Origin of the sequence: Brevibacillus sp. LEMMJ03, from assembly GCF_007197875.1 — a bacterium.
Lineage (GTDB): Bacteria > Bacillota > Bacilli > Brevibacillales > Brevibacillaceae > Brevibacillus > Brevibacillus thermoruber.
The window spans coordinates 129,063-147,832 of sequence record NZ_VKJN01000006.1 but is presented as its reverse complement, the minus strand read 5'-3'; the positions used below and the strand labels follow the sequence as shown (position 1 = coordinate 147,832).

The 18,770-nt window shown below is 62.2% G+C and carries 16 protein-coding genes; 8 read left to right on the top strand and 8 right to left on the bottom strand.

What is annotated here, in order from left to right:
• Positions 1–9 precede the first annotated feature (9 nt).
• Positions 10–1,158, bottom strand: a complete 1,149-nt coding sequence (locus FOI68_RS10115; RefSeq protein WP_035299431.1) for an iron-containing alcohol dehydrogenase — start codon at positions 1,156–1,158, stop codon at positions 10–12.
• A 223-nt stretch (positions 1,159–1,381) separates the two neighbouring features.
• Here FOI68_RS10115 and adhP point away from each other — a divergent pair, with 223 nt between their 5' ends.
• Entirely contained in the window at positions 1,382–2,392 is a 1,011-nt protein-coding gene (gene adhP / locus FOI68_RS10110) for an alcohol dehydrogenase AdhP (protein WP_035299433.1), read from the top strand.
• A 207-nt stretch (positions 2,393–2,599) separates the two neighbouring features.
• On the top strand, positions 2,600–3,499 hold the full coding sequence (gene purU / locus FOI68_RS10105) for a formyltetrahydrofolate deformylase (RefSeq protein WP_143863041.1): 900 nt from the start codon (positions 2,600–2,602) through the stop codon (positions 3,497–3,499).
• Positions 3,500–3,583: 84 nt separating this feature from the next.
• Here purU and FOI68_RS10100 read toward each other — a convergent pair whose 3' ends face one another.
• Together FOI68_RS10100 and FOI68_RS10095 are read right to left on the bottom strand one after the other, a co-directional pair.
• Entirely contained in the window at positions 3,584–4,207 is a 624-nt protein-coding gene (locus tag FOI68_RS10100; protein ID WP_143863039.1) for a LysE family translocator, read from the bottom strand.
• A gap of 124 nt (positions 4,208–4,331) precedes the next feature.
• A complete protein-coding gene (locus tag FOI68_RS10095) occupies positions 4,332–5,237 on the bottom strand; it encodes a LysR family transcriptional regulator (RefSeq protein ID WP_143863037.1) in 906 nt (301 codons plus the stop codon).
• 116 nt (positions 5,238–5,353) lie between these two features.
• Between FOI68_RS10095 and FOI68_RS10090 the strand changes: the two genes are divergently transcribed.
• The gene (locus FOI68_RS10090) at positions 5,354–6,577 is read left to right on the top strand and encodes an MFS transporter (protein WP_143863035.1); all 1,224 of its coding nucleotides are present in this window, start codon (positions 5,354–5,356) and stop codon (positions 6,575–6,577) included.
• Positions 6,578–6,640: 63 nt separating this feature from the next.
• On the opposite strand, the gene FOI68_RS10085 is transcribed toward FOI68_RS10090, so the two are convergent.
• From FOI68_RS10085 to FOI68_RS10075, 3 genes are all read right to left on the bottom strand, one after another.
• Positions 6,641–7,351, bottom strand: a complete 711-nt coding sequence (locus tag FOI68_RS10085) for an alpha/beta hydrolase (RefSeq protein ID WP_029098258.1) — start codon at positions 7,349–7,351, stop codon at positions 6,641–6,643.
• A 141-nt stretch (positions 7,352–7,492) separates the two neighbouring features.
• Positions 7,493–8,149 (bottom strand): CoA transferase subunit B, encoded by a 657-nt coding sequence (locus FOI68_RS10080; protein WP_029098259.1) that lies wholly within the window; start codon positions 8,147–8,149, stop codon positions 7,493–7,495.
• 24 nt (positions 8,150–8,173) lie between these two features.
• Positions 8,174–8,866, bottom strand: coding sequence for a CoA transferase subunit A (locus tag FOI68_RS10075; RefSeq protein WP_029098260.1), 693 nt, complete (start codon positions 8,864–8,866; stop codon positions 8,174–8,176).
• A 276-nt stretch (positions 8,867–9,142) separates the two neighbouring features.
• Here FOI68_RS10075 and FOI68_RS10070 point away from each other — a divergent pair, with 276 nt between their 5' ends.
• From FOI68_RS10070 to FOI68_RS10050, 5 genes are all read left to right on the top strand, one after another.
• On the top strand, positions 9,143–10,378 hold the full coding sequence (locus tag FOI68_RS10070; RefSeq protein ID WP_143863033.1) for an efflux RND transporter periplasmic adaptor subunit: 1,236 nt from the start codon (positions 9,143–9,145) through the stop codon (positions 10,376–10,378).
• A complete protein-coding gene (locus FOI68_RS10065) occupies positions 10,371–13,637 on the top strand; it encodes an efflux RND transporter permease subunit (RefSeq protein ID WP_143863032.1) in 3,267 nt (1,088 codons plus the stop codon). Before FOI68_RS10070 ends, FOI68_RS10065 begins: the two co-directional genes overlap by 8 nt.
• 73 nt (positions 13,638–13,710) lie before the next feature.
• Positions 13,711–14,214 carry a VanZ family protein gene (locus tag FOI68_RS10060; RefSeq protein WP_143863030.1) on the top strand — a complete coding sequence of 168 codons (504 nt, stop codon included), beginning with the start codon at positions 13,711–13,713 and terminating at the stop codon, positions 14,212–14,214.
• A 211-nt stretch (positions 14,215–14,425) separates the two neighbouring features.
• Positions 14,426–14,839, top strand: coding sequence for a S1 RNA-binding domain-containing protein (locus tag FOI68_RS10055; protein ID WP_143863029.1), 414 nt, complete (start codon positions 14,426–14,428; stop codon positions 14,837–14,839).
• Between the two features lie 170 nt (positions 14,840–15,009).
• Positions 15,010–15,801, top strand: a complete 792-nt coding sequence (locus FOI68_RS10050) for an alpha/beta hydrolase family protein (RefSeq protein WP_029098264.1) — start codon at positions 15,010–15,012, stop codon at positions 15,799–15,801.
• Here the strand turns inward: FOI68_RS10050 and FOI68_RS10045 are convergent.
• Positions 15,798–17,633 carry a sensor histidine kinase gene (locus FOI68_RS10045; protein WP_044899933.1) on the bottom strand — a complete coding sequence of 612 codons (1,836 nt, stop codon included), beginning with the start codon at positions 17,631–17,633 and terminating at the stop codon, positions 15,798–15,800. The two genes, FOI68_RS10050 and FOI68_RS10045, sit on opposite strands and share 4 nt — an antisense overlap.
• Before the next feature lie 16 nt (positions 17,634–17,649).
• The gene (locus tag FOI68_RS10040; RefSeq protein ID WP_029098266.1) at positions 17,650–18,648 is read right to left on the bottom strand and encodes a BMP family ABC transporter substrate-binding protein; all 999 of its coding nucleotides are present in this window, start codon (positions 18,646–18,648) and stop codon (positions 17,650–17,652) included.
• Between the last annotated feature and the right edge of the window lie 122 nt (positions 18,649–18,770).

Below are 18,770 nucleotides of genomic sequence, written 5' to 3'. Positions count from 1 at the left end.
GTCGTCCTCCTACAGTGCATTGCAAAACAGCATGTGGACGTCTTCTTCCGTCATGTCGCGGGGGTTGGTGGCCATGCAGACGTCGCGGACGGCGTTGCGGCTCAACACCGGGATGTGCTCCGGCTGCAGCCCCAGCGTGGACAGGTGGTCCGGGATGTCGAGATCGCTCGCCAGCTCTTTGACCGCTTTCATCGCCAGGCGGGAGGCGTCGGACAGGCTTAATCCGGAGACGTTTTCTCCCAGGGCTTCCGCCATCTTTTTGTACTTCTCCGGGGCGGCGAGGAAGTTGTATTCCAGCACGTAGGGCAGCAAAACGGCGTTGACCTCCCCGTGCGGCAGATCCAGCAGCCCGCCCAACTGGTGGGACATCGCGTGGACGGCTCCCAGGATCGCGTTGGAAAAGGCGAGACCCGCCTGCAGACTGGCCATCGCCATGCCCTGCTTCGCCTCGGCATTGCACTGACTGGCCGCGGACGGGCGCAGGTACCGGGCGATCAGCCGCATCGCCTGCAGCGACAGGACTTCCGTCAGCGGAGTGGCGGCCAGCGAGACGTACGACTCGATCGCGTGCGTCAGCGCGTCCATTCCCGTGTTGGCCGTCAGCCGCTTGTCCATGGTCATCAGCGTCTGCGGGTCGATAATGGCGATGTCGGGAATCAGCGATTTGGAGATGATGGTCATCTTGACCTTGCGCTTGGAATCTACGATGATCGAAAATTGCGACACTTCCGAGCCGGAACCGGCCGTCGTCGGAACCATGACCATCGGCGGCAGGGGACGCGTGATTTTGTCTACGCCTTCGTACTCAAGGATGCTGCCTCCGTTCGCCGCGAGCAGGGCAATCGCCTTGGCTGCGTCCATGGCGCTTCCGCCGCCGATGCCGGCAATCGCGTTGCACTCGTGGCGAAGGTATTCGGCCACGCCGGCGTGCACCTCTTCGTCTTTCGGGTTGGAGGTGACGTTCGTCCAGAGGTGGTACTCCAGCCTGCTCTGCTTCAGGTAGCGGATCGCCTGCTCCGCCCACCCGGCGTTCACCACGCCCGGGTCGCTGACGAGAAACACGTTTTTTGCCCCCAGCCGGATCAGACTTTCGCCGATTTGACTGATCGACTGGTTGCCAAAGATAATTTCCGGCGTCATGAATTTGGAGATTTGCATGGGAACACCTCCTGTTAGGTTCTATTGTAAACGGGGGCGGCCCGCTTCCCAAGGACAAATTATCGGCCCGGGGGCCGTTTTTTCGGCAGATGGGCCGAAAAATTGTCCCGGCGGTGATGGATATGATGGAATTGTTGGAACATTTGATCATTTTTGCTTGGTACGCTTTTTGCTGAAATGGATCGGTGCAGTCACATACCCATGTTTCAAAGGAGGAGAACAGATGAAAGCAGCCGTTGTCAATCACTTTCACGAAAAGCTGGAGGTAAAGGAAGTGCCGATTCCCGAGATCGGGTTCGGCGAGGTGCTGGTCCGGATCAAGGCGTGCGGGGTGTGCCACACCGACCTGCATGCGGCGCACGGAGACTGGCCGGTCAAACCGAAGCTGCCGCTGATCCCCGGCCACGAAGGAGTCGGGGTCGTGGAGAAGGTAGGGGAAGGGGTAACCTCGCTGAAGCCGGGAGACCGCGTCGGGATTCCCTGGCTGTATTCCGCGTGCGGCGAATGCGAGTACTGTCTGACGGGATGGGAGACGCTGTGCAAGAAGCAGTTGAACGGCGGATACTCCGTCGACGGCGGGTATGCGGAATACTGCAAGGCGCCTGCCGCGTATGTGGCCCGGATCCCCGACGGCCTGAGCGACGTGGAGGCCGCCCCGATCCTGTGCGCCGGCGTGACGACGTACAAGGCGCTGAAAGTGGCCGACATCAAGCCGGGGGAATGGGTGGCCATCTACGGCATCGGCGGTCTGGGGCATCTGGCGCTCCAGTATGCAAAAGCGATGGGGTACAACGTGGCGGCCGTCGACATCAATGATGAGAAGCTGACGCTGGCCAAAGAACTGGGGGCCGATCTGACGGTAAACGGGGCCAAGACCGATCCGGTCGCGGAGATTACCGAAAAAATCGGAGGAGCGCACGCGGCCATCAGCGTCGCTGTCACCCGCAAGGCGTTTGAACAGGCGTACCGTTCGGTGCGGCGCGGCGGATCGCTGGTCGTGGTGGGACTGCCCAACGACGAGCTGCCTGTCCCGATTTTTGACACCGTGCTGAACGGCGTTTCGGTGAAAGGCTCCATTGTCGGGACCCGCAAGGACATGCAGGAGGCGCTTGACTTCGCTGCTCGCGGAAAAGTAAGCGCTATCATCGAGACGCAGCCGCTGGAAAAGATCAACGAAGTCTTTGAACGGATGGAAAAGGGACAGATCAACGGCCGTGTCGTGCTGACCCTGTAAGGATGCTCTCGTCCCGGTCGGGAGGAACCACGCGCCGGAGCCGGTTCATTTCCGGAACCGGAAACGACGGGTTTGATCGGACAAAAAAACTTTATTGCACGGCCGCCCTCTCCAGGCGAAAGATGGGGATGGAAACGACAAAAATGGATGATATGATGATATAATGGCAAGATTATTTTGACGTCCATTTTTGGAGGAGAGACATCCATGCATCGTTTGTCAGAGAGAGAATGGCAGGCGTACCGGCAGAAGAACAAGGACCGGGCGCGCATGCTGATATCGTGTCCGGACCAGGCCGGGATTGTGGCGGCCGTGTCCAGCTTCCTGTTTGAACAGGGGGCCAACATCGTTCAGTCCGACCAGTACACGACCGATCCGGAAACGGGCCGCTTTTTCATGCGGATTGAATTTGACGTGGTCAATCTGGAGGAGCGCTACGAGGCGATCAAGGACGCGTTCCGGCCGGTGGCGGAGAGCTTCGGCATGGATTGGTCGCTGGTGGAGGCGAAGAAGCGGAAGAAAATGGCCATCTTCGTCTCCAAAGAGGACCACTGCCTGTTGGAACTGCTGTGGCTCTGGAAGTCGGGCGCTCTGCACGCCGATATCGAGATCGTGGTGAGCAACCATCCCGACATGCGGGAGACCGTGGAGTCGTTCGGGATTCCGTACCGCCATATCCCGGTGACGAAGGAGCGCAAGGCGGAGGCGGAAGAGGAGCAGTTGGCCGCGCTGGGCGGCGGCGTGGACGTGATCGTCCTGGCCCGCTACATGCAGATTCTGTCGCCCCGCTTTTTGCAGGAGTATCCGATGCGGATCATCAATATCCACCACTCGTTCCTGCCTGCCTTCGTCGGGGCCAAGCCGTACGAGCAGGCCTACCGCCGCGGCGTCAAGCTGATCGGCGCCACCGCCCACTACGTCACCGAGGAGCTGGACGCCGGCCCGATCATCGAGCAGGATGTGCAGCGGGTGACGCACGAGGAAGACGTGGAGGCGCTGAAACAGTTGGGGCGTCAGGTGGAGCGGACCGTGCTGGCGCGCGCCGTCAACTGGCACCTGGAGGACCGGGTGCTGGTCTACGGCAACAAGACAATCGTGTTTCCGTAAGGTGGAGCCCTTCCGTTCGGGAAGGGCTCTTCGCTTTTGCAGGGTCATTTCCGGAAATGGAGGAAGGCGGAGCGGCCCGCGGTCTTACGGGCGCTTTTCCAGGGCCAGCGTGATGCCGAACGCCACCAGCGCAAGGCCGGTGATCCCTTGAATCGCCCGCTGCGTGGACGCTTTTTTCATCCAGGCGCGAATCCGGTCAATGAACTGGACATACAGGAAAAACCACGCGACCGTGAGCAGCGTGTAGGTCAAGCCCAAGGCGAAGAATTGCAGAAACGCGTAGCTGCCGGGCTTTACAAACTGTGGAAGGAACGTCAGGAAGAAGACGGCCACTTTCGGATTGAGCACATTGGTCAAAAACCCCTGCAGAAAGGGGGATTTGCTTTGATGTTTGGCATATGGCCGGTCAACAGCCGCGGTTTCCTGATTCCGCAGCGACCACAGCGACACAAGCCCCAGGTAGAGAAGGTAGACGGCCCCGACGTACTTGATGACGGAAAAGAGAAAAGCGGACTTCACCAGGATCGCGGATATGCCGCAGACCACGGCCAGGGTGTGAATCAGCAGTCCCGACGTGCTGCCCAGAACCGTTTTCATCCCGCCTGCTCGCCCGTGGAAAACGGTATTTTGCGTCACCACGCCGGTATCGGGACCGGGCAGGACGATCAGCAGGACGGACATGAGCACAAACAACGCGTAATGTTCCATCGGAATCCCCCAATCAAGCAGGTATGTTTGTCGTGACGAGTCATTTCCTGCTATTTCCATTGTAACAATGACAGGAAATCCATCAACCCTGTCTGCCGATTGGAACGGCGGCGGCCCCCGCCTCTCATCTCCACGCCTGCATGCAGGGCGGCAGGATCATCTCCAGAAACCGGGCGGCGGAGGGGCGCAGGCCGCCATCCTCCTCGCGGGTGCAGACGTAGACCGGCCGTTTGATCGCCACGCCGTCGACGAACACCCGCCCCACTTCGCCTCTTTCCACCAGTTCGCGGACGGCCGGTTCCGGTGCCAGCATCGTGCCGTACCCCGCCTTGACGGATTGGATCGATTCGATCAGGCCGTGGTACTCAAGGCCCACTTTCGGCGGGGAGACGCCGTGCTCCCGGCAGAGGGAAAACAGCCGTTCCCGCGTGGAACTGCCCTTTTCCCGCAGCAAAAACGGCTCCCGCATCAGCGCCTCCAACGAAACCGTCCGGCCGGCAAACGGATGACCGGCCGGGACGATAAACCAGAATGCCACATCCGTTATGTGCCGCCGCCGGATGGGCAGGTGTTCGTCCCACGACTCGTTGGTGACCACGGCCAGGTCGGCCTGACAGCGGAGCAGACGTTCCAGCGACTGCTGCGAGTTTCCGGCGCGGATTTCCACGTCCGCCTGCGGGTACTGCTGTTTGTAGTCGGCCAGCCATTTGGGCAGGAGGTAATGGGAGGGGAGAAAGGTGGACGCCACCCGCAGCTTTCCCCGCTTGCCCTGTTTGATCTCCTCCAACTGCGACTCGATCTCCCGTTCCCAGTCAAAAATCCGCCGGGCTTTCTCATACAGAAAACGTCCTTCGGGGGTGAGCGCAATGCCCCGCCCCTGCGGCGCGAGCAGCTTGATGTCCAGGTCCCGTTCCAGTTTGCGGATGTGCGCGGTCACGGCCGGCTGGCTGATGGATAGCGCATCGGCCGCGGCGGTCACGCTGCCCCGCGCCGCCACTTTCACGAAGATCCGCAGCGAGTGAAGGTTCATCATCTCCCTCCATTCATAACCATTGCTTATGAGTTTGATGCTAACATGTATTGGATTTTTGGGAATCTCCTTTGTAGTGTAAAGCATATAGATTCGATCCGGCAAAGGAGATTGCGATGAGAGGCAAAAACGGCAAGACACAGGTTATCACACTGGCTCTCGTGACGGCCATGTGCCTGCTCGGCGATTCCATGCTGTACGTGGCGCTGCCGCTCTATTGGCGGGAGGCGGGACTGGACGCGCTCTGGGAAGTGGGGGTGCTGCTCTCGGTCAACCGGCTGGTGCGGGTGCCGCTGGGACCGTTTATCGGCAAATGGTATGAGCGCACCGGCGGCCGGTCGGGGTTGACGATCGCCGTGCTCCTGGCGTTCGTGACGACGGCCTCGTACGGGCTGCAGGGGTTTTGGCTGTGGCTTTTGATGCGCTGCCTCTGGGGAGCGGCCTGGACCTTCTTGCGGTTGGGCGCCTATTCGTTGATCGTCAGCGTCTCCGACGAAGGGAATCGCGGCCATTTCATGGGGCTGTACAACGGGCTGTACCGGCTGGGCAGCCTGGGCGGCATGCTGGCCGGCCCCCTGCTGGTCGCCTGGTTGGGCTTGCGGACGACGTCCTTTTTGCTGGCGGGGGTGTCGCTGGTGGCGTTCGTCCTCGTCTACGTCTTCATCCCCTCATCCTTTACCAGACGGAGCGGCGATGCGTCCCCCGCAGCCGTGCGGCCGTCGCTCCGATGGACGGGGAGCGTGGCGCTGACCATGGCCTCGGGGATGTTTGTCGCCATGTGCTACCAAGGCATGCTGGCTTCCACGCTGAGCCGCTTGATCGACCTTCGGCAGCCGTTCACGGTGATCGGAGGGATGGTGGTGGGCTCGGCCGTCGTGGCCGGAGTGGTGCAGGGAGCCCGCTGGGTCTGGGAACCGTGGGCGGCGCCGTGGTTCGGCAGGTGGTCGGACCGCTGCGGGCGGCGGCGGATGCTGGTCGGGGCGGTGCTGGCCGCTGCGGTGCTGTTCGGCCTCACAGCCGCGCCGCTGCCCTTTGCGATCTGGTTGGGCGTGCTCATGGGGATACAGCTTACCGGCACGGTTCTGACCACGGTGATGGACACGCTGGCGGCAGACGAAGCGTCCCGGCAGGCCAACGGCGCTTCGCTGCTGACGTGTTACTCGGTGGTGACCGATCTCGGCGCCGCCGCGGGACCGCTGCTCGCGTTTTGGGCAGACGGCTGGTTCGGCCTGAACGGGCTGTACGCGGGAACCGCCGGCTTCCTGCTGGCGATGGCGGCCGCCTGGTCCGGGCGGGCGGGGCAGGCGCATGCGGCCAGAGATAACAAGGTGTTGGACTGAATCGCAACCGGTTGGACTGCCATTCTGTTCGTCACGTTTCTTCCGGCCTTCGAGCAGGGGCGCTTACTCGGATTCGCCGCCCGCGCTGTTCCTTGACGCCGGACTGTGTTCGCGAATGGCGTCCAGGATGCGGGCGATCGCGTCGTCCCGGTCCGGACTGTGCAGCAGCATGTGGCCGGAGTTGTCGTACCAGGTGATGCGGGCGCCGGCTTCGGCGGCGACGCTTTTGGCCAGATGCTCCGCGCTTGACGGCCGCACGGTATCGTCCCGCCTGGACTGCAGCAGCACGTACGGGACGCGGATGTTCGGCAAAAGCGGCTTGGTCTCCGCCAGCAGGCGGCGAAACTGCAGCATGCTGCGCAGCGGGATTTTCACCAGGCTGTTGACGTAGCGGCGGGAGTGGGTGGCAAAATCCTCGCGCAGATTGCGAAGGGCCTGCCGCACCTCCCAGTAATGGTACGGGGTGTTGATCGTAACCAACAGGCGGACGGGATGGCGGCTGGCGACGTGAAAGGCGAGCAGGCCGCCCATGGAAAAGCCGATGACGACGATCGGGTCGGCCCGCATGGCCAGCCGTTTGTACGCTTCTTCGGCGGAGCGCAGCCAGTCGTGCCGGGTGCTTTGGGCCAGCCGCCGCCGATCCGCGCCGTGTCCTTCCAGGGTGGGGCACTCCACATGGTAGCCCGCTTCCCGCAGCGCCTGCGCCAGCGGCAGCACGTCCCGGATGTCGCCGGCAAAGCCGTGCAGGACGAGGCAGCCGAGCGTATTGGACATAACGCATCACCTCTCCGTCAAGATTGTTCACACCTCGTATTATATACGGTTTCCCGGACGGGCAGCGAACCCGCTCCGAACAGAAAATCGGACCCGTCCGCGGGAAGGGACGGGTCCGGTTGGTTCTCACATGGGTGTTCTTCACGGCGTGATCGTTTTCAAGTCGGGGGAGACAATCAGCTTCGGCTGCGTGCAGGCCTGGATGTCGTCGGCGGTGTAGCCTTCCGCCACCTCTGTCAGCACCAGCCCTTCCGGGGTGACGTCCAGCACGGCGCGGTCGGTGATGATTCGGTTGACCACCCGTTTGCCGGTCAGCGGCAGGGAGCACTCGTTCAAAATTTTCGGTTCGCCGTGCTTGTTGACGTGCTCCATGATGACGACGATCCGCTTCGCCCCGTGGACCAGGTCCATTGCGCCGCCCATGCCCTTGACCATTTTGCCGGGGATCATCCAGTTGGCCAGGTCGCCTGCGGCGGAGACTTCCATCGCGCCGAGGATGGCCAGGTCGATGTGGCCGCCGCGGATCATGGCGAACGACTCCGCGCTGGAGAAGTAGGCGGCGCCGGGGATGGCGGTGACCGTTTCCTTGCCAGCGTTGATCAGGTCGGGGTCGATTTCGTCTTCCGTCGGGTAGGGACCGATGCCGAGCAGGCCGTTTTCCGACTGGAGCACGACCGTTTTCCCTTCCGGAATGTAGTTGGCGACGAGGGTGGGCATGCCGATCCCCAGGTTCACATAAAAGCCGTCCTGGATTTCCTGGGCGGCGCGCATCGCAATCTGTTCACGCGTAAGAGCCATCACTGCATCCTCCTTTTGGTGGAATTACTGCCGCACCGTGCGCCGTTCGATCCGTTTTTCAAACGACGGGGCCTGGATCAAACGCTGCACGTAGATGCTGGGGGTGTGAATCTGATCGGGGTCCAGCTCACCTGTTTCGACGATCTCTTCCACTTCGGCGATGGTGATTTTTCCGGCCGCGGCCATCATCGGATTGAAGTTGCGGGCCGTTTTGCGGTAGACGAGGTTGCCCATCTTATCCGCTTTCCATGCCTTGATCAGGGCGAAGTCGCCGGTGATGGCGTGTTCCAGCAGGTACTCCTTGCCGTTAAACACGCGGGTTTCCCTCCCTTCGGCGATCGGGGTGCCGACGCCGGCAGGCGTGTAGAATGCGGGAATGCCGGCCCCGCCGGCCCGGATGCGTTCGGCCAGCGTCCCCTGCGGCGTCAGTTCCACTTCCAGTTCTCCCGAGAGGAACTGCCGCTCAAACTCCTTGTTTTCCCCCACGTAGGACGAGACCATTTTCTTGATCTGCTTCTCCTTGAGCAGAAGACCAAGCCCCCAGTCGTCGACGCCGCAGTTGTTGGAGACGACCGTCAGGTTCTTCACGCCCTTGTCGCGAAGCGCGATGATCAGGTTCTCCGGGATGCCCACCAGACCGAAACCGCCGACCAGCAGGGTGGCGCCGTCGTGGATGTCTTCCACGATTTCCGCATAGGACGAGTAGATCTTTGCCATGAAGCTCACTCCCACCATTCGAAATATTGAGAAAAAGCGACGCATGAAAGCGCTGACAAAAGCGGACTACCTCCATCTTACCAGAAGCGGCGATCGGCTGAAAAGCAGGGGGAATTCCGCCTTTTCCACCATGATACCAGAGCGCGGCGGCGGACGAGAGTAAAAATCGTAAAAATCGACAGAAAAGTGGCGCAAGTAAGAGCCTTTCTGTAAAATATAATGTGCCATTTTCTGTTCATGTTTCGGCATATCGAGTCCGGGGTGGGGGTTGATGGAATGAAAAAATGGATAGGGCTTTCCCTCGCTGCCCTGCTGATTGCCGGGTGCGAAAAACTGGAGGAAAGCGTGGAAAGCCTGAAGCGCCTGGAAGAAGAGGGCGTGATCAAGGTGAAGACGGTCAAAGCCTACACGGTCGAACAGCAGGACGGCCTGACCCAGGAGATCGCCGGAGTGGTGGCGCCGCTCAAGGAACTGCCGCTTTCGTTTGGCCGATCGGGCCGGATTGCCACCATTTTTGTGAAAAAGGGCAGCGTGGTCAAGCAGGGCGAGACGCTGGCCGCGCTCGACACGTCCGTGTGGCAGCAGGAGGTGAACGCGGCCCAGGGGCAGGTGGCCAGCGCCGCCATTCGCCGGGCGAAGGCCTTGCAGGGACCGGCGCAGCACGAGGTGGAGGCGCAGAAGATACAGCTCGAAAAGGCCAGGCAGACGGCTGCCCAGGCGGCGGAGGAGCACGCGCGCGGAAAGCTGCTCTACGCCAACGGCGCCATTTCCAAAGACGAGCTGGACAGCCTGGCTCTCCGCGAACGACAGGCGAAGCTGGACCTGGAGGAGCAGCAGATCCGCTACGACAATCTGCTGAAGGGAGCGGACAAGCTGGACGTGGAAGCGGCCAACGCCGAAGTGCAGCAGGCCAGTGTACAGTTGATGCGGGCCCGGCAGGAGGCGGCGGATGCCGTGTTGAAAGCGCCGTTTGCCGGCGTGGTGGCGTCGATATCGCAGGCGGAGTCGGAGCAGACGGGGCCGGGCAGCGAGGTGATGCGCCTGGTGGACACCTCCCGCTGGCTGGTCAAGCTGCAGGTGACCGGCGAGCAGATCGGCAGCTTTGCCGTGGGCAAAACGGTGACGGTGCAGGCGCCGGACGGCACGGAGACGGAGGGGACGGTCAGCTTCGTGGCGCCGGTGATCGATTCCGGGACAGGGACCTATCCGGTGGAGGTGACGATCAGCGGCCAGGAGCGCGTCTGGAAAGGAGGCATGACCGTCACCTGCCGCTACCAGGTGAAGCCGAACGGGGGAGTGCTGGTGCCCGCGAGTGGTGTCGGCATCTCCGAAGAGTCCTATTACGTCATGGCGATCAAGGACAACACCGTCAAGAAAACGCCCGTCAAGGTGGGCAATGTGTACGGTCCCTATTACGAAGTCCTGGAAGGGCTGGAGCCGGGCGACCAGATTGTCAGCTCCGGGATCTCCTACGTGGCGGACGGTGAGGTGGTGAAGGTGGCCGATGAGTAACCGCACATTCGCTTCGACGTGGCCGGCGCTGGCCCGGCTGCTGGCGCTCGTCTGCTGCCTGCTGGCCGTCGGCGCCCTTGCCAGGATGGACGTCGCGCTGCTTCCCGACCGCCCCCTGCCGGAGTACGTCATCACCCTGGAGGCGCCCGGTCTGTCGGCGGAAGCGGTGGACGAGTCCGTGACCCGGCCCGTGGAGGATGCCGTCCGCGAACTGGACGCCGGGGTGCACATCAGCTCCGAATCCCGGATGGGAGGGGCGACGCTCACGGTGAAGACGCCGGGGCTGCCGGACAGCGGCTACAAAGAGCGGCTGGAGCGCAAATTGCAGGAGGCGGCAGCACGGCTGCCGGTAAACGGCTGGCGTCTCAGCCAGGCCAACCTGGCCGACAGACAGATCGGCCGTTACCTGCTGCACGGTGCGGACGTGCAGACGCTGGCCGACGCGGCCCGCTACGCGGTGTACGACAAACTGGCCGCCATCCCTGGCGTGGCCCGCGTGGAGGTGGAGGACCAAAGCGTCCGGGAAGAGGTGGAGCTGGTGTTTCGCCCCTCCATGCTGCTGACCTACGGCCTGACGCCGGGGGATGTGCTGGGGCAGCTGCGCGGCGTCGGCGCGGACGAGCAGGTGGGCGCGGTCGGAACAGGCGGTGAGCGGACCTCTTTCCAGTGGACAGGCCAACTGTCGGGCCCCCAGGAGCTGGGCCAAAAGCTGATCGCCACGGAGAAGGGATACGTGCCGCTGAAAGAACTGGCCGAGGTGCGCGATTTGCGGGGGAGCAAAGGGGAGGAGGTCACGGTCTATCGCGGCGAACCGGCGGTGGGGATCAGCGTGTTCGCGACGGAAGCGGCGCAGGTTCCCGCCGTCAGGGCCGAAGTGGAGCAGGCCGTGGCCGAGTGGAACGAACAGGCAGCGGGCAGGTACACGCTGGATCCGGTGGAAGACCGGTCACAGGCGCTGACGGCTGCGCTGCGCGACATCGGCTGGCTTGTGGCCATGGCCGCGTTGGGCGCGGCACTGATGCTCGGCGTTTCGCTCCGCAGCGCGGCGGCCGCCCTGCTGACGCTGTACGCGGCGTGTCTGGCGGTGGGAGCGCTGTTGGGCGGCATGTGGCTGAGCGGTATGCCGCTGACGTTGACCTCGCTCGGCCCGGCAGCCGTCTTCGCCCTGCTGTACATCGGGGCGGGAGCGGCACTGATCCATCGGCTGGCCGGAGCGGGGCGACTGTCGCCGCTGCTCTGCCTGCGCGAGGCCCGGTCCCTGATGAAGCCGCTGCTGTTGGCCGTCGTCGTCTGTGCCGCCGGCTGGAGCGCGCTGATGGTGACCGACTTTCTCAAAGCGGCCGACCTGCCTCTCCTGTATGACGCGCTGCCGGTTCTCCTGCTGGGGACGCTGTCCATGCTGCTGGTGTACGGGTTTATCGTGCCGGTGCAGGCCGCTCGATGGCTGCCGGACGGCGCGGCGGGCGGACGGACCGCAGAGGGGCGGCTTTCGGCGGGCAGCCTGATGGGCGGCAGAGTGGGCCGCTTCCTGAAGAACCGTTGGGAGCGCTCCGTCGACCAGGGCTTTCTGCCGTACGGGATCACCGTGGCGCTCTCGCTGTCGGCCGTCGTGCTGCTGCATGCGTTTGTCCTGACGGAACCGTACGGGAAAACCGAAGGGCAGGAGAAGACGCTGTCGCTGGAGATGGTCAGGGGCAGCACGCTGGATGAGGCGATTCGGGCCGCCCGGAAGGCGGAAGAGCGTCTTCGCGGACTGGAGGAGGTGCGCGACCTGTACACGACAGCCAGTCGGGAGCGGCTTACCTTTCATCTGAAACTGGCCGACAAGAGCCGCTGGACCCGGACGCGGACGGAACTGGAAAAAGAGCTGGACAAACGGCTGCGGGAGATCCCCGGCACCGATCCGTTTGCCCTGGTGCTCTCGGAGGACCAGAAGACGAGACTGGAGTTTACCGTAAAAGGGCCGTCCCTGCACACCGCCCGGGAGATCGCCGGGCAGATGGTCGCCTACTTGCAGGAGCTGAGGTGGACGGATGATGACGGGCGGGAGCTCATCACCGACGAGCGCCTCGGCGAAGGCGGCACGGGGACGTATATCGCCATCCGCCCCAAACCGGAGATGCTCGTCCGCTACCGCGTGACGGAAGAGGAGATCAAGCGGCAGTTGGCCGCCTATCTCGGAAAGCAGCAGGCCGGAACCCTGCATGGAAACACCGGGGCGGTGCCGGTAACCGCCCGCTTTCCTGACAAGTGGATGGAGCACCCCGACCAGGTGAAACACATCTTGATCCGCACGACGCAGGGAGCCGTCCGTCTGGGCGACCTGACGGAGTGGACGATTGCCGAAGAACCGCCCGTCTACCGCCGCGTCGACGGCATGTACGTGTTCAAGCTGAGCAGCGCCGTCTCCATGCCGGAGTGGATCGAGGGCTTGTCGTTCGGGATTCCGCGCAGCATGGAGGAGAAGATCACCATTCCGGAGGGCTACGCCATCCTCAATGCAAATGAATGGCGCAAGCTGGAAGAAGCGGAAGCCGACGAAACGGACACGGCCGGACGGGTGCTGGCGGTCGCCGGGGCGGCGGCCGCGGTGCTCCTGTTCAGCCTGCTTTTGCACCGGCGGCTGCGGGACGGGGTGGTGGCGCTCGCCTTGCTGCCCGTTTTGGCCGGAGGGGTGACGATCGGGCTGCTCTGGCTGGATCGGCCGCTCAACCTGATGGGCGTGTACGGCATCGCTGCCGCCTGCGCCGTGATGACGCAGCAGGCGCTGATCCATCTGGACGAACTGTTCCGCGCGGGCGGCGGCGCTCCGTCCGTCCTCGACGGGATTCGGGCTGGGACAGGCCGGGCGCTCCGTCCGCTGGTGTGCGTTCTGGCGGCGACGGCCGCCGCCTGTCTGCCGCTGGCGGCTGGGTGGACGGAAGGGGCCGGCCTTCACGCCTCGTTTGCCGCCGCTCTCTTGGCGGGCCTGCTCCTGGCCGCCTACGCCGTTCTCGTCCTCGTGCCGGCGATGCAGCACGCCGCCGAGCAGAGGCTGGCTGGCCGCGCCGGGGTGTCGCTTGCGGAACTGCGCCGCCGGCTGCATGCCTGGTGGGAAAATGAACAGGTCCGCCGCCGGGATGCGCGGGAGCAAAAACGGCAGGAAAAAGAACGATTGGCGAAGCGTGCGGAGGAGGCCGTCCCCGTACGGGACAGGCACGAGCTGACCGAGGAGGATTTTCAGCCGCTGCCGGTGACGGCGCGCGACGCCCATCCGTGACATTCCGCGGCGTGCGCCGCGCGGGTTTCTGGTACAATGGAAGCGGAACATTCCCCGCGAAAGGAAGAAGAGCGTGAAGACATTCGTACGGCTGCTGGACGTGCTGCTGCTGGTCGCCATATTGGCCGGCTTGTACGTTTCGTCGTCCCAGCCTTACTACCAACAGGACATGCGCGGAACCATCTCCCGCTTCATCGACGAACAAGCGGTGGGCGAACGTCTGAAGGACGTGTCGTTCCGCTACGGGAAACAGAAGATCAGCGTGGAGGAGAGCGGCACCGACGGGTTTATCGAATTTTTCCTCCGCAAAGGAACGCATTTTGCCACCTTTGCCCTGCTCGCCCTGATCGGGTACCGCGTGCTGCGCCGCTTCGCACCGTTTGCGGTCGCCCTGCCGTGGAGCGCGTTCTTGACGCTGGCGGTTGCGGTGCTGGACGAGTGGCATCAAACCTTTACGCCGGACAGGACGGGGCAGGTGGCCGACGTGGTGCTGGATGCCAGCGGCGCGTGCATGATGCTGCTGCTGATCGTTCTCGCGAGGGTGCGGCCCGGACAAAAACGGCGTGATAAAAGATGAGCGGCTCATCCATCCTATTACGGGGGAAATCACGAGCCGGACACGGGCCCAAGCGCCCTTCACTCTATCGTTTTTCACCTCTGCCGGCCGGTGTGCTGCGGCAAAGAATAGGCTTTTCAGTATTTGATTTTCTCTGCTATACTTATGAAATGAGGCTTCTGGTAGAGGTTCTCTTACACTTTTGGGAAATGATAAAAGGAGTGCAAACTGAATGGCAGTACAAGTGGGAAGCATCATCGAGGGAAAAGTGACAGCGATTAAACCGTTTGGGATGTTCGTAGCAGTCAGCGAAACCGAGCAGGGGCTGGTCCACATTTCCCAAGTAGCAAACGGTTTTGTAAAGGACATTAACGATCACTTTTCCGTGGGAGATCAGGTGAAGGTAAAAGTACTCTCCATTGATGATGCAGGCAAAATCTCGCTTTCGGTTCGCGCTGCACTGCCTGCGCCGGAGCGCAGCGAACGCGACGAGCGCCGCGGCGGTGGCCATCGCGGAGGAGACCGCGGAGGAAACACAAGACGGGACAGTTCTGCTTCCTTCGAGGACAAACTGAAGCGTTGGCTGAAGCACAGCGAAGAGAACCTTGCTACCATCAACAAAAAGAACGCCAAACGCGGCTATTAAAGCCTTGTTGATACGGGTTTGACATATCGGGAAGAAGGACCGGACACCGTTCCTTCTTCCCTTTTTGCATTTTCGCCATGCCCGGCAGGCGAGGGAGGCAAAGCGGGGCATCTTATGCAAAACGAACGTCATCAGGACGAGGAGGAGTCAGTGTGGAAACAGGAGACAAAATGGCGTGCGCGCCGTTTTTGGAGGTGCAGCCCGAACCGTCCGTCCAGCCGGGCGTCCGGCTGTACACCGTCACCTATCTCAGCCAGGGATTGCGCGTCAAAGCGCTTCTGGCTGTTCCCGATGCAGAAGCGGCGGAACTTCCGGCGCTGCTGTACTGCCGCGGCGGCATCAAGGGCGTCGGCAGGGTGAGGCCGGAGCGGATCAGCCAGATGGCGTCGTTCGGCTACGTGGTGCTGGCTCCGCACTACCGCGGAAGCGAAGGAGGCGAGGGACGGGACGAGTTCGGCGGGGAGGACCGGCACGATGTGTTCGCCGCCTACGAGCTGCTGCACGCGATGCCGGGCGTGGACCGGGAGCGGATCAGCGTCTACGGGTTTTCCCGCGGCGGGATCATGGCGCTGCTGGCGGCGATCGAGTGTCCCGGGCTCCGCTCGGCGGTGGTGTGGGGAGGGGTCAGCGACCTGTTTCTCACCTACGAGGAGCGGGTCGACCTGCGGCGCATGCTCCGCCGCGTCGTTGGCCACCCGCGCAAGCAGCCGGAGGCGTACCGCTGGCGGTCGCCCGTCTACCGGGCGGCGGAGATCGCCTGCCCGGTGCTGATCATTCACGGGACAGAGGACCAAAACGTGGGGGTGGAGCACGCCCTTCGCCTGGCGGACGCGCTGCGGCGATACGGCAAACCCTGCGAGCTGTGGCTGGTGGAAGGAGCCAGCCACCTGTTCCAGGGAGAGCGGATGGAGACGTACACCCGGCGGATGTTTGCCTGGCTGGACGGCGTCGCCCGGGATTAAGCGCTGCCCTGCAGGGCGCGCGGCCGGATCGGGAGGGAGATGACGATTTCCGTCCCTTCTCCCACTTTGCTGAAAATGCGCATGTCGCCTCCGTGGTTTTCCACCATGCGCCGGGTAATCGGCAGCCCCAGGCCGGTGCCGTCCTCCTTGAGCGAGAAGAACGGATCGAAAATCCGGCCCAGATGCTCCGGCGGGATGCCTTCGCCGGTGTCGCGGATGTGGATGTTCACATGGGTCTCGTCCACCCTGCTTTCCACGGTGAGGACGCCGCCCTGCCGCATCGCTTCGATGCTGTTTTTCATCAGGTTGAGCAAGATCTGTTTCAACTGCTCCACGTCCACCGGCATGCGGGTCTCCTTGTCGCAGAGGTCGACAATTTCGATGCCGTGCAGCGTCGCTTCCGCCTTCATCAGCGGGAGAATCGAATCCAGTACCTGGGCCAGCGCCACTTCCCGGTAGTTGGGCTGTGACGGCTTGGAGAGCATCAGCAGTTCCGTCACGATCCGGTTGACCCGCTCGATCTCCTGCAGGATGAGCGGCAGGTAGTGGCGGTCGCGCTCCTCGTCGGGGAGGCGCTGCTGGAGCAGTTGAATAAAGCCGTAGATGACGGTCAACGGGTTGCGGATTTCGTGGGCGGCGCCGGCCGCCAACTGGCCGACCATGGCCAGCTTTTCCGACTGGTGCAGGTACTCCTGCACCTTTTCCTGTTCCGTGATGTCGGTAAAGGTGACCATCCACCCCGCTTCCCGGTTGTACTGGTTCCGAAGCGGCACGTAGGAGACCAGCGCGGTGAACGAACTGCCGTCCTGCTTGTACAGGGTGATCTTCCGGTTTTCGAACCACGGCGCCTCGTCCGTGTCCGGCGATTGTTCCCAGACGGTGGGATCGTCGGTCTGCGGGAAGTAGTTCTTGTCCAGTTGAACCAGCTCGTTCGCCTTTTGATTGATGTGCACCCAGGCGGAGTGATAGTGGCGGGTGATCACCCCGACCGGCAGCGAGTTCAGGATCTGCTCGCGCACGTTTTTCTCCTCTTCCAGGACCAGGCGGCGGGCTTCATCCTGCTGAAACAGGCGGGCGATGTTGCTCGACATCCGGTTGAACTCCTGCGCCAGCTCGTAAAACTCATCCCGGGTGCTGTAGATGATCTGCTGCCCGAACGTGCCTTTGGACACTTCGCGCACCTGCCGGATCAGCGATTGGATCGGCCGGAGCAGCTCTTTGCGGAAGTAGAACGTGCAGAACAGTCCGAACAGGATGGCGGCCACGGAGACTGAATAGGTGAGGATCAGGGAGACTTTCAGGCTCTCGTTGGTCCGCTGAAACTCCTTGTTCGTCTGGAATTCCAGCCGGTTGAGCGAAAAGGTGAGCTGCTTTTCCAGCTTGTCGATGCGCGGCTGCACTTCCTGGGAGAGGACGTAGCTGACCGCCTCCACGTTGTTGGCTTTCAGCAGCGGGTTGATTTTGTTCAAGAACAGAAAATCCAGTTCGCTGATCGATTCGATGATGGCAAACAGGTCGCTGTTGGCGTCCGTCTTGGGGATGGATTCGAAGCGGGACGTGTCGATCAGATTGGTGTAGTACTCGTCCAGATAGGACGGCTCCCGGGTGATGGTGTACATTTTCAGCGCGTACGTTTTCATGTACAACTGGTTTTTGACGTCAAGCAGGCCGCTCGCCTGCGGCAGCACGTTCTGCGTCAGGTGTGTCTCGTCCGTGGTGACTTTGGTCATCTGGTAGCTGAACAGCGTGGTGACACAGCCGATCAGAAGCATCATGACAAGGTAACTGAGCATCATTTTTTTCTGAAACCCCAAGTTTCGAAACGGAGACATGTAGACTATCCTCCACCTATTGCTGGCGATGATGAGTAAGGCGTTCAAATTCCTGCTGCATCTCGTCGCGTATCTCCGGCGGCACCATCGGGCCAAACGGGCTGAAACGGTTTACGCCCTCGGCGAGGCCGTAGGTGACCTTTCCGGCGGGAAGTTTGCCGGCGGTGTACTGGGCCATGATGGTTCGGTAGCACTGCCGGACGTCCTGAATCAGCGAGGCGAGCACGTGGTTGGGGGCGATGTAGCGCTGGTCGGCGATGTAGCCGATGGCGTAGATGTCGGCCCGCTGCGCTTCCGTGATGACCGCCAGATTGTAGCTGTCGCCGGTCGTGTAGATCACGTCCACGCCTTTGGCAATCATGCTCCGGGCGGCCCGGGTGGCACCCGCCACGTCGTTGAAATCAGGCACTTTCTCGACGATCACCTGCGTGCGCGGGCTTGTTTTCTTGACCCCCTCCTGGAAGCCTTCCCATTGATCGTACTCGGTCGGTTTGTCCGTCATGATATAGCCGACCTTGCGGGTCTTGGTCATGGTGGCGGCCAGTTTCCCGACGAGAAAGCCGGCCGGTTTCATATCGTAGCGAATCGTCGTCTGGTTGGGATGGACCGCTTCCCCGTTGAAGGAGACAAAACGCGTCTCCGGGTAGAAGGGAGCGACCTTGGTAAACGGCTCGGAAAAAATGACGCCGTGACCGAAGATCAGATCGAAGCCGTTGGAGGCGTACTGCTGCGTCACGGCTGTAAGCTGGTCCGGCTTCAGATTGCTGGCGACTTCCAGGGAAAACCCGTACGTTTTCTTCAATTCCGTCAGGCTCTCCAGCGCGCTGCTGTTCCAGCCCTGATCGTACGTGGGCCCTTCCAAAAGGAGCGCCACCCGCAGCTTGTTCTTGGAACTGCCGGTTTCGTTGAACTGCTGCAGGTGTGTCATGCTGGTCATAAACTGGCTGGTGATCAAGAGGAGCAGGGCGATGACCAGGCCCACGAACAGGGCGGAAAACGGCTGCAGTTTGGGCATGACTCGTTCCTCCTGAAAAAACAAACGTAATTGAACACACTTCTACAGTACAGGCCAAAAATCCTTCCTTTGGAAAAAAGAAGAAAGCCCGGCGCAAAATGGCGCGGGCTTGGCGATACGTT

What these genes read in the sequence shown, in the direction of transcription:
- FOI68_RS10115 (WP_035299431.1), bottom strand. Translation starts at nt 1,158, where the DNA reads ATGCAAATCTCCAAATTCATGACGCCGGAAATTATCTTTGGCAACCAG.
- FOI68_RS10045 (WP_044899933.1), bottom strand. Translation starts at nt 17,633, where the DNA reads ATGTCTCCGTTTCGAAACTTGGGGTTTCAGAAAAAAATGATGCTCAGT.
- FOI68_RS10055 (WP_143863029.1), top strand. Translation starts at nt 14,426, where the DNA reads ATGGCAGTACAAGTGGGAAGCATCATCGAGGGAAAAGTGACAGCGATT.
- FOI68_RS10040 (WP_029098266.1), bottom strand. Translation starts at nt 18,648, where the DNA reads ATGCCCAAACTGCAGCCGTTTTCCGCCCTGTTCGTGGGCCTGGTCATC.
- FOI68_RS10050 (WP_029098264.1), top strand. Translation starts at nt 15,010, where the DNA reads ATGGCGTGCGCGCCGTTTTTGGAGGTGCAGCCCGAACCGTCCGTCCAG.
- FOI68_RS10065 (WP_143863032.1), top strand. Translation starts at nt 10,371, where the DNA reads ATGAGTAACCGCACATTCGCTTCGACGTGGCCGGCGCTGGCCCGGCTG.
- purU (WP_143863041.1), top strand. Translation starts at nt 2,600, where the DNA reads ATGCATCGTTTGTCAGAGAGAGAATGGCAGGCGTACCGGCAGAAGAAC.
- FOI68_RS10070 (WP_143863033.1), top strand. Translation starts at nt 9,143, where the DNA reads ATGAAAAAATGGATAGGGCTTTCCCTCGCTGCCCTGCTGATTGCCGGG.
- FOI68_RS10095 (WP_143863037.1), bottom strand. Translation starts at nt 5,237, where the DNA reads ATGAACCTTCACTCGCTGCGGATCTTCGTGAAAGTGGCGGCGCGGGGC.
- adhP (WP_035299433.1), top strand. Translation starts at nt 1,382, where the DNA reads ATGAAAGCAGCCGTTGTCAATCACTTTCACGAAAAGCTGGAGGTAAAG.
- FOI68_RS10100 (WP_143863039.1), bottom strand. Translation starts at nt 4,207, where the DNA reads ATGGAACATTACGCGTTGTTTGTGCTCATGTCCGTCCTGCTGATCGTC.
- FOI68_RS10075 (WP_029098260.1), bottom strand. Translation starts at nt 8,866, where the DNA reads ATGGCAAAGATCTACTCGTCCTATGCGGAAATCGTGGAAGACATCCAC.
- FOI68_RS10090 (WP_143863035.1), top strand. Translation starts at nt 5,354, where the DNA reads ATGAGAGGCAAAAACGGCAAGACACAGGTTATCACACTGGCTCTCGTG.
- FOI68_RS10080 (WP_029098259.1), bottom strand. Translation starts at nt 8,149, where the DNA reads ATGGCTCTTACGCGTGAACAGATTGCGATGCGCGCCGCCCAGGAAATC.
- FOI68_RS10085 (WP_029098258.1), bottom strand. Translation starts at nt 7,351, where the DNA reads ATGTCCAATACGCTCGGCTGCCTCGTCCTGCACGGCTTTGCCGGCGAC.